Origin of the sequence: Psychrobacter maritimus (assembly GCF_904846345.1) — a bacterium.
Classification (GTDB): Bacteria; Pseudomonadota; Gammaproteobacteria; order Pseudomonadales; family Moraxellaceae; genus Psychrobacter; species Psychrobacter maritimus.
This window is the reverse complement of the sequence record NZ_CAJHAJ010000001.1, coordinates 701,932-712,029: the sequence shown is the minus strand read 5'-3', so window position 1 is coordinate 712,029 and position 10,098 is coordinate 701,932. Positions and strand designations below refer to the sequence as shown.

The window sequence follows — 10,098 nt, the reverse complement described above, 5'->3', positions numbered from 1 at the left end:
TTCTTAACGACTACGACTTCCCAGGTGATGACACCCCAATCGTAAAAGGTTCAGCCACCCAAGCCCTTAAAGGCGACGAAGGCAAATATGGCCAACCAGCCGTAGTAGAACTACTAGGTATCCTAGATACTTATATCCCAGAGCCAGAGCGTGACATCGACAAAGCATTCCTAATGCCAATCGAAGACGTCTTCTCAATCTCAGGTCGTGGTACTGTTGTTACTGGTCGTGTTGAATCTGGTATCGTACGTGTTGGTGACGAGATCGAAATCGTTGGTATCCGTGACACGCAAAAAACCACCTGTACTGGTGTAGAGATGTTCCGTAAACTGCTTGACGAAGGTCGTGCAGGCGAAAACTGTGGCGTACTACTACGTGGTACTAAGCGTGAAGACGTACAACGTGGCCAAGTACTTGCTAAGCCAGGTTCTATCACTCCTCACACCAAGTTTGACGCTGAAGTATACGTACTGTCAAAAGAAGAGGGTGGTCGTCACACACCATTCCTAAACGGCTATCGTCCACAGTTCTACTTCCGTACTACTGACGTAACTGGCGCAATCCAATTACAAGACGGTACTGAAATGGTCATGCCTGGTGACAACGTTGAGATGGGCGTAGAGCTTATCCACCCAATCGCTATGGACAAAGGTCTACGCTTCGCTATTCGTGAAGGCGGCCGTACTGTAGGTGCTGGTGTTGTTGCTAACGTACTTAGCTAAGCATTAAAGCACTAACGCTATCAGAGCAATCTGATCACGTTAAGCAGTAATAAAAAAGCCATCCTTGTAAGAGGGTGGCTTTTTTTGTGGGTGTAGAATAAGTGATTAAATATGAATGGTTGAAGAGTAGGCTTGAATAAGAAGATATTCCCATTTTAACTGTATTTATAAAAATTCGTTTTTAAACCTGCTTGCTATCTATTGTAATTCTTGACTGAGCTTGCTATATTAACGCTGCAGCTTATCAGCACCTTTTATGCTAAATATTTAAGATTATTATGCATATAAAGTGTTTAGATAATAAGGTTTCAGAATAGTGACATTAAGGTGATAGAAGAATTTTATTCCTAAATGCTTGCATTCTATGCCAAATATTGTATAATGCTGTCCTTTACACCCATAGGCGATTGGCTCAATTGGTAGAGCATCGGTCTCCAAAACCGAGGGTTGTAGGTTCGAGTCCTACATCGCCTGCCATCTTCTTATCACATCTTTGTCATACCCCACCATCTCCGAAGTGAGTTCTTTATGAGCAATAATCAAGATAACCTCGAGACTAAGTTATCTGATGCCAAGGCAGTTGCTGGTGGAATGCTGTCCAAAGATAAGCACGTTTCAGCTGGCAATCAATCGACTGCTGTTGAAGTTGCTAAAACTGGTTCAGTAAAAGATGTGATTTTGTGGCTATTAGCCGCAGCGATTTTAATTGGTGCAACGTTAGTTAATCAATACTTACCTGGCTATTGGCAACCTGCCAATGATGTTTGGGTGCGTATTGGTATTATCGCGGCGCTGGTTATCATTGCTTTCGTGTGCTTGGCATTAACAAATCAAGGTCGCGCTTTTAAAATATTATTAAAAGATGCGGCCGTTGAGCTGCGCCGAGTCACATGGCCAGGCAAAGATGAAACCTTTCAATACACATGGCAAGTGCTTGTCATGATTGCGATTGTTGGCTTCCTTGTTTGGTTATTAGATAACTTTTTTAATTGGTTCGTTGGTATCTTTATTGGTTAATGACGCGTATTAGTGTCCTTTAAGCCAAAATTTACTCATAACGACTTAACTGTAATGATCAGGAGCGTGATATGCGTTGGTATATTGTCCAAGCGTTTTCAGGATATGAAAAGCAAGTACAACGTTCATTAACTGATCGTATTAATCGTAGTGACTTTGCTGATTCGTTCGGTGATGTGTTGGTTCCTACTGAAGAAGTCGTCGAAATGAAAGACGGCAAAAAGCGTAAAAGCGAGCGTAAGTTCTTTCCGGGTTATGTATTAATCCAAATGGAGATGAACGACAACACTTGGCACATCGTTAAAGATTGTCCACGTATTATGGGCTTTATCGGTGGCACGCCAGAGACGCCTGCACCTATTACGCAAGTAGAAGCAGATCGCATCTTGAACCGTCTGAACCAGAGTGAAGCTGACCCGCGTCCTAAGACTCTATTTGAGCCGGGCGAAGAGTTGTTGGTTATCGATGGTCCATTTACTGACTTTAAAGGGTTGGTTGAAAAAGTGGATTATGAGAAGTCTAAGCTACATTTAACGGTAAACGTATTTAATCGACCGACTCAGGTCGAGCTTGAGTTTAGTAAAGTTGAAAAACTAGATTAAACCAGCCACAAATTCATCAACCGGGGAGCTGTTAGTCAATAAGGGTTATACCACATTGATTTGGCGCTATTACCCATAAAGGAGAGTATCTCATGGCTAAGAAGATTGATGGTTACATCAAACTACAAGTGCCTGCAGGCAAAGCAAATCCTTCACCACCGATTGGTCCAGCATTGGGTCAAAAAGGCGTGAACATCATGGCGTTCTGTAAAGAATTTAACGCTGCGACCTCAAACCAAGAGCCGGGTCTACCGATTCCTACTGAGATCACTGTATACAGCGATAAGTCTTTTACCTTCATCATGAAGTCGCCACCAGCTGCATACTTACTACGTAAGGCTGCTGGTATCGCTAAAGGTTCTGGTACACCAAACACCGCTAAAGTCGGTAAAGTGGACCGTGCTCAGTTAGAAGAGATCGTTAAGACTAAAGATGCAGATTTAACTGCTGCTGGTCTTGATGCTGCTGTCCGTACCATCGCTGGTACTGCACGTTCAATGGGTATTACCGTGGAGGGTGTGTAAATGAGCAAACTTACTAAGCGTCAAAAGTTAATCGCTGAGCGTGTAGAAAACGAAAAATTATACACTCTTGAAGAAGCGGTTCAAATCTTAAACGATTTGCCAGCTCTTAAATTCAAAGAGTCTATCGACATCGCAGTAAACTTGGGCGTTGACCCACGTAAATCTGACCAAGTCGTTCGTGGTGCTACCAACCTACCTGCTGGTACTGGTAAAACCAAACGCGTTGCTGTATTTGCTCAAGGCGCTGCTGCTGAAGCCGCCAAAGAAGCTGGTGCTGACATCGTTGGTTTTGAAGACCTAGCAGAACAAATCAAAGCCGGTAACATGGACTTTGACGTCGTTATTGCTGCTCCTGATGCGATGCGTGTTGTTGGTCAATTAGGTACTATCCTAGGTCCACGTGGCCTGATGCCTAACCCAAAAGTTGGTACGGTAACGCCTAACGTTGCTGAAGCTGTAACTAACGCTAAAGCGGGTCAAGCACAGTATCGTGTTGATAAAGCGGGTATTATCCATACCACTATCGGTCAAGTTGGTTTCACTGCTGAGCAAGTTATCCAAAACGCTCAAGCACTAATCACAGATCTAAAGCGTGCTAAACCTGCTACTTCTAAAGGTACTTTCATTAAGAAAATTACCTTGTCTAGCACTATGGGCCCAGGTATCACCATTGATCCTGTTCCATATCGCACAGCGAAATAATTAAACATCGGCCTTTATTTGACGATTTCAAATAAAGGCCGCAAAAATATTTTAAAGAATTAGGTCAGCGTAGCAAACGCTATGCTGTCTAAGACCGTAGGTAGAAAGCGGTTTTGCGTTATTATTAATGATTTTCGGATTGCTGATAATAACAACGAGCTGCTTTTGTTAATCGACGACAGATGAAAATCTTAGTTGTCCTACGCAGACGGTGACCCACCCAGTTGTTGATAAGAGCCGATAGGCTAGTAGCTGTATTAAAAATTAATATAAGCGCTAGGCTATCACTTGATGTCATTCTGATAACGGTGCCGTAATCAGTCGTTATGAGTGAATTCTTTATAGAATTTATAAATAACGTATCGTATCAAGTCAGTCTTAGTATGAATTAGATTGATTAGATTAAAGGAGTCAACTTATGGCATTAACGCTAGAGCAAAAACAACAAGTTGTGGCTGAAGTGTCTGAAGTTGCTGCTAATGCTCACTCAGCAGTAGCTGCCGAATATCATGGTATTGGTGTTGCAAAGCTTACTAAGCTACGCGAACAAGCCCGTGAGAAAGGCGTCGTTTTGAAAGTGGTAAAAAACACCCTAGCAAAACGCGCGTTTGAAGGCACTAAGTTTGAGAGCATGTCAGACCGTATGACTGGTCCACTACTTTTGGCTTTCTCTATGGAAGATTTGGGATCTGCTGCTCGAGTTGTTTTCGAGTTCAGTAAAGATAACAAAGCTTTAGAGACCAAATTGGTATCAGTCGGTGGTGAAGTTTATGGTCCAGAAGAGCTAGAGCGCGTATCGAAGCTACCAACTCGCGACGAAGCAATCTCTATCCTAATGGCTACTATGAACGCACCAGTTACCAAGCTTGTTCAAACTATGAACGCTGTTCCTAGTAAGCTTGTTCGCACGGTAGCAGCAATCAAAGACGCAAAAGAAGCTGCTTAATTGCTTGTTTTAACGTAACTTTGACATCGCCGATTGCACTTTATTGCCAACACTATTTGAAAATTTGGCAAGCAATCCAAGCGATATTAAAACCAACTAAATTTTATCAGATAACGGAGAGTTCTCATGGCACTATCTAAAGATGATGTGTTAAACGCAATCGCTGAAATGTCAGTAATGGATATCGTTGAATTAATCAGCGCTATGGAAGAAAAATTCGGCGTAACAGCTGCTGTTGCTGCTGCTGCACCTGCTGCTGCTGGTCCTGCTGCTGCTGCTGAAGAAAAAGACGAGTTTGACGTAGTTCTTGCCAGCTTTGGCGAGAAGAAAGTTGGCGTAATTAAAGCCGTACGTGAAGCTACTGGTCTTGGCTTGAAAGAAGCGAAAGATTTGGTTGAAAGCGCTCCAGCTCCAATCAAAGAAGGCGTAAACAAAGCTGAAGCTGAAGAGTTGAAAAAGAAACTTGAAGAAGCTGGTGCAACTGTTGAACTAAAATAAGCTCAGCTTATCTTAGTGTTGTACAAAAAAAGCTGGTAATGCCTTGCATTGCCAGCTTTTTTTTATTATAATTCGTAGCTTGACCTTTTGTGTCTGCCAACATACGCATGCAACATCACGGTGGATACCCATCAAAAGGACAGACGATATACATGCAAGTACACTTAGTAGTTATTGAAATCAGTTAATATAAGCTAAACGTCGATCGATGTTTGGCATTTTTTTGTGTCTGCATGCTTTCCCATTAACGCTATAGTTTATACTGATTCTAAAAGTCATTGTTTCTAAAAGTTATAGTTACCCCAGTTACCATTAATTCCGAAAAGTTATAAATATTCGATTATCCATTTAGCATGGTTTTACTGTCAGTAAGTAGGCTCGTAGACGGTAGATATCAGCGACGATATTACTTATGATTGTAGCGGGTGAGTCGTTTGCTGTGTAGTATTAAAAGGCACCATTAAATAGCATGAAATTGAACTTAATACGCAACACCCTTGTTTGAGATATCGACAACGCTTTAAAGGTATCAATAACACTTTAAGTGAATTTATAAAGAGAATCAATAGTATTTAAAGACCAGTGCTTGGCCTTAAGTACTATAGAGTGTAGGGCATTGAAATTTGCAATGTCAGCACTCATATAGGCATGTTTAGATGCCGATTTTACGCTTAAATAAGCTGGCTTAATCATGCACTATACGCGTGAATTAATCATCAGTCATTAAATGAGCATGAATAACCGTTTTATATTATCGTTTACGTCGCTAAGTTTGCATAGTATTAATATCAACTAATATTGATGCACGCTGGCCACGCTTTCAATTTGTTTCCACGTTTACTGTAAGGACTCTCGATGGCATATTCTTATACTGAAAAAAAGCGTATTCGCAAAAGTTTTGCTGAATTGCCTACTGTGATGGACATTCCCTATTTGTTGTCTATCCAAGTAGATTCTTATGAGCAATTTTTGCAAGAGCATAAAAAGCCAAAAGCTCGTGAGAATACTGGTTTGCAAGCTGCGTATTCCTCTATTTTCCCAATTGAGAGTCACTCTGGTAATGCTGAGTTACAATTCGTTGAATATTATTTAGGTACGCCTGAATTTGATGAGCGTGAGTGTATCTTACGCGGCTCGACCTTTGCTGCGCCGATGCGTGTCAAAATTCGCCTAATCATCAAAGACAAAGACAGCAAAGATAAAGACAGCAAAGCGGCAATCAAAGATATCCGTGAGCAAAGCGTCTATATGGGCGAGATGCCATTGATGACTGCCAACGGTACTTTTATTATCAATGGTACTGAACGTGTAATCGTATCACAGCTGCATCGTTCACCGGGTGTATTCTTTGACCATGATAAAGGTAAGTCGCATTCAAGTGGTAAGGTGCTTTATAACGCCCGTATCATTCCTTACCGTGGTTCATGGTTAGACTTTGAATTTGATGCCAAAGATTTGGTTTTTGCTCGTATTGACCGTCGTCGTAAGCTGCTTGCTTCTATCATCCTACGCGCTTTAGGTTTAAGCACGTCTGAGATCTTAGATTTGTTCTTTGATAAAGTCGCAGTTTATAAAGGCGAAGAGCAGTTTGAGATTGATCTGGTAGCTGACCGCTTACGTGGCGAGATGGCGCAGTTCGATATCGTGACGCCTGAAGGCGAAGTGGTTGTCGAGCAGGGCAAACGTATTAATGCTCGCCGTATCCGTCAGCTTGAAGAAGCGGGTATGACCAAAATCTCTATCCCTGATGAATACTTATACGAGCGTATTTTAGCGGAAGACATCGTCGTTAATGACGAAGTTATCGCTAAAGCCAATACGCTGATTGACCATGAATTATTGGTTAAATTAAGTGCGTTTGAAGCCAGTGAGTCTATCAAAGAATTCAGCATTCTATTCACCAACGATATCGACCAAGGCAGTTATATTGCCGATACGCTACGTGCAGACAGCACTTCAAGCCGTGAAGAAGCCTTGATTGAGATTTATAAAGTCATGCGCCCAGGTGAGCCACCAACGGTTGAAACCGCTGAGAAGCTGTTTGAAAGTATGTTCTTTAACCCTGATCGTTATGACTTATCGAATGTCGGTCGTATGAAGTTTAACCGTCGTTTGGGTCTAGAGTTTGAAGATACTGATGACGCTGATATTCAACGCGGTCGTAGCGTCTTGACCAATGATGATATCGTTAACGTCCTAAAAGAATTGATTGAAATTCGTAATGGTCGCGGCGAAGTCGATGATATTGACCATTTAGGTAACCGCCGTATTCGTTCGGTTGGTGAGATGGCAGAAAACCAATTCCGTGTTGGTCTAGTACGTGTTGAGCGTGCAGTTAAAGAGCGTTTAAGCTCAGCGGAATCTGATAACTTGTCACCGCAAGATTTGATTAACTCAAAGCCAGTAGCGGCTGCGGTTAAAGAATTCTTTGGTTCAAGCCAGTTATCACAGTTCATGGATCAGAACAATCCATTGTCAGAAGTGACGCATAAACGCCGTGTATCAGCATTAGGACCCGGTGGTCTGACCCGTGAACGTGCAGGCTTTGAAGTACGTGACGTACATGATACCCATTATGGCCGTGTATGTCCGATTGAAACTCCTGAAGGTCCAAACATTGGTTTGATTAACTCACTAGCAACCTTTGCTAAAACCAACAGCTTTGGCTTCTTAGAAACGCCATATCGCCGTGTGGTTGACGGTAAAGTAACAGACGTTATTGAGTATCTATCAGCGATTGAAGAAGTCGGTACTGTTATTGCACAGGCTGATTCACCAGTAACCGCAGAAGGCGCGTTATCTGATGAGATGGTCAGTGTGCGTAGCTATGGTGAATTCGTGCGTATGCCGCCAGAAAAAGTGACGCATATGGATGTGTCACCAAGTCAGGTGGTATCGGTCGCTGCTGGTTTGATTCCGTTCCTAGAGCATGATGATGCTAACCGTGCCTTGATGGGTTCGAACATGCAACGTCAGGCCGTTCCTACGCTACGTGCTGATAAGCCGTTAGTAGGTACCGGTATGGAGCGTCACGTCGCTCGTGACTCTGGTGTTTGTGTTATCGCTAAGCGTGGCGGTGTAATCGAAGACGTTGATGCTTCACGTGTTGTGGTCCGTGTTAATGAAGATGAGATGGTCGCTGGTGAAGCGGGTATTGATATCTATAACTTAGTTAAATATACGCGTTCTAACCAAAACACTTGTATCAACCAACGTATTATCGTAAACCAAGGCGACGAGATTGCTGTGGGTGATATCTTGGCTGATGGTCCTTCAACGGATCTTGGCGAGTTGGCACTGGGTCAGAATATTCGCATCGCATTTATGCCTTGGAATGGTTACAACTTCGAAGATTCGATTTTGCTATCTGAAAAAGTGGTGAAAGAAGATCGTTTCACCACCATTCATATTCAAGAATTGACTTGTGTGGCACGTGATACCAAGCTTGGAACAGAAGAAATTACTGCTGATATTCCAAACGTTGGTGAAGCGGCGCTATCAAGCCTTGATGAAGCGGGTATCGTTTATATCGGTGCTGAAGTAGATGCTGGCGATATCTTAGTTGGTAAAGTCACGCCAAAAGGTGAGACGCAACTAACGCCAGAAGAGAAACTACTACGGGCTATCTTTGGTGAAAAGGCTGCTGATGTTAAAGACACCTCATTGCGTGTTCCAACATCAAGCAAAGGTACGGTTATTGACGTGCAAGTCTTTACCCGTGACGGCGTTGAAAAAGATGCGCGTGCAAAAGCGATTGAAAAATCACAGCTTGATAGCTACCGTAAAGATTTAAAAGAAGAGCTACGCATCTTTGAAGAAGCAGCTCGTGGTCGTATCGCAAGCTTGCTTGACGGTCAAAAAGTCAGTGGCGGTTCTGGTCTAAAAGCCGGTACAGTGATGGCATTGGCTGATATGAAAGACATGAGCCTTGAGACTTTGCTTGATATCCAACCGGTTGAAGAAGAAATCTCTGAGCGTCTAACGCAAATCGCTGATTACTTGGTCGATAAGCAAAAAGACATCGATGTTAAATTTGCCGAGAAAAAACGCAAATTGACCGCTGGTGATGACTTACAACATGGCGTACAAAAAATCGTTAAAGTATATCTAGCGGTTAAGCGTCGTATCCAGCCTGGTGATAAAATGGCTGGTCGTCATGGTAACAAAGGTGTGGTATCGCGCATTATGCCGGTTGAAGACATGCCTTATGACGAACATGGTAATACCGTTGATATCGTCTTGAACCCACTCGGTGTACCATCGCGTATGAACATCGGTCAGGTTCTAGAGACTCACTTAGGTATGGCAGCAAAAGGCTTGGGCGAAAAGATTGATGGTATGCTCAAAGCACAAGCAGCGATTAAAGATTTGCGTGATTTCTTAGACCAAATCTATAATAAAGTGGGCGGCGAGCAAGTGGATCTTGATAGCTTAAGTGATGATGACATCATGGCGCTAGCGGACAACTTACGCGGCGGCGTACCGATGGGCACAGCAGTATTTGATGGTGCTCATGAGCATCAAGTCAAAGACTTGCTAGAGCTTGCTGGTATGGCGCGTGATGGTCAGCAGACCTTGTATGACGGTCGTACTGGTCAGAAGTTTGACCGCCAAGTAACCGTTGGTTATATGTATATGCTAAAACTTAACCACTTGGTTGATGACAAAATGCATGCGCGTTCTACTGGTTCTTACTCATTAGTGACGCAGCAGCCACTTGGTGGTAAAGCACAGTTTGGTGGTCAGCGCTTCGGTGAGATGGAAGTCTGGGCACTAGAAGCATATGGCGCGACTTATACCTTGCAAGAGATGCTGACGGTGAAGTCGGATGACGTTGAAGGCCGTACCCGTATGTACAAAAACATTGTCGATGGTGAGCAATATATGGATCCAGGTATGCCTGAATCGTTTAACGTGTTGACCAAAGAAATCAAATCACTGGGTATCAATATTGAGTTAAAGCAAACCCATTAAGCACGGCTGACTGAAGCTACCTTTAACATAGCTTTAGTTAATTATTATCCTTAGTGGTCAATCTAGAAGCAGTACGCGCATAGCTGCTGCTTTTAGTGATTTGTCTCAACCCT

At 42.9% G+C, this 10,098-nt stretch carries 8 protein-coding genes and 1 tRNA gene; all 9 read left to right on the top strand.

What is annotated here, in order from left to right:
• Positions 1-722, top strand: a 722-nt coding sequence (locus JMX50_RS02885; RefSeq protein WP_265088572.1) for an EF-Tu/IF-2/RF-3 family GTPase, incomplete at its 5' end; no start/stop codon positions are given.
• A 401-nt stretch (positions 723-1,123) separates the two neighbouring features.
• Positions 1,124-1,199, top strand: a tRNA-Trp gene (locus JMX50_RS02880).
• 51 nt (positions 1,200-1,250) lie between these two features.
• On the top strand, positions 1,251-1,739 hold the full coding sequence (secE, locus tag JMX50_RS02875) for a preprotein translocase subunit SecE (RefSeq protein WP_201628325.1): 489 nt from the start codon (positions 1,251-1,253) through the stop codon (positions 1,737-1,739).
• Between the two features lie 71 nt (positions 1,740-1,810).
• Positions 1,811-2,341 carry a transcription termination/antitermination protein NusG gene (gene nusG / locus JMX50_RS02870; protein ID WP_201628324.1) on the top strand — a complete coding sequence of 177 codons (531 nt, stop codon included), beginning with the start codon at positions 1,811-1,813 and terminating at the stop codon, positions 2,339-2,341.
• A gap of 92 nt (positions 2,342-2,433) precedes the next feature.
• Positions 2,434-2,865, top strand: coding sequence for a 50S ribosomal protein L11 (gene rplK, locus JMX50_RS02865; protein ID WP_068405081.1), 432 nt, complete (start codon positions 2,434-2,436; stop codon positions 2,863-2,865).
• Positions 2,866-3,567, top strand: a complete 702-nt coding sequence (gene rplA / locus JMX50_RS02860; protein WP_201565497.1) for a 50S ribosomal protein L1 — start codon at positions 2,866-2,868, stop codon at positions 3,565-3,567. It abuts the gene before it with no gap.
• A gap of 418 nt (positions 3,568-3,985) precedes the next feature.
• A complete protein-coding gene (gene rplJ, locus JMX50_RS02855; protein ID WP_201619266.1) occupies positions 3,986-4,513 on the top strand; it encodes a 50S ribosomal protein L10 in 528 nt (175 codons plus the stop codon).
• A 126-nt stretch (positions 4,514-4,639) separates the two neighbouring features.
• Positions 4,640-5,011 carry a 50S ribosomal protein L7/L12 gene (gene rplL, locus JMX50_RS02850; RefSeq protein ID WP_201565501.1) on the top strand — a complete coding sequence of 124 codons (372 nt, stop codon included), beginning with the start codon at positions 4,640-4,642 and terminating at the stop codon, positions 5,009-5,011.
• An 855-nt stretch (positions 5,012-5,866) separates the two neighbouring features.
• Positions 5,867-9,985: a DNA-directed RNA polymerase subunit beta gene (gene rpoB, locus JMX50_RS02845; protein ID WP_201565503.1), complete on the top strand. Its 4,119-nt coding sequence runs from the start codon at positions 5,867-5,869 to the stop codon at positions 9,983-9,985.
• The last annotated feature ends 113 nt before the right edge of the window (positions 9,986-10,098 follow it).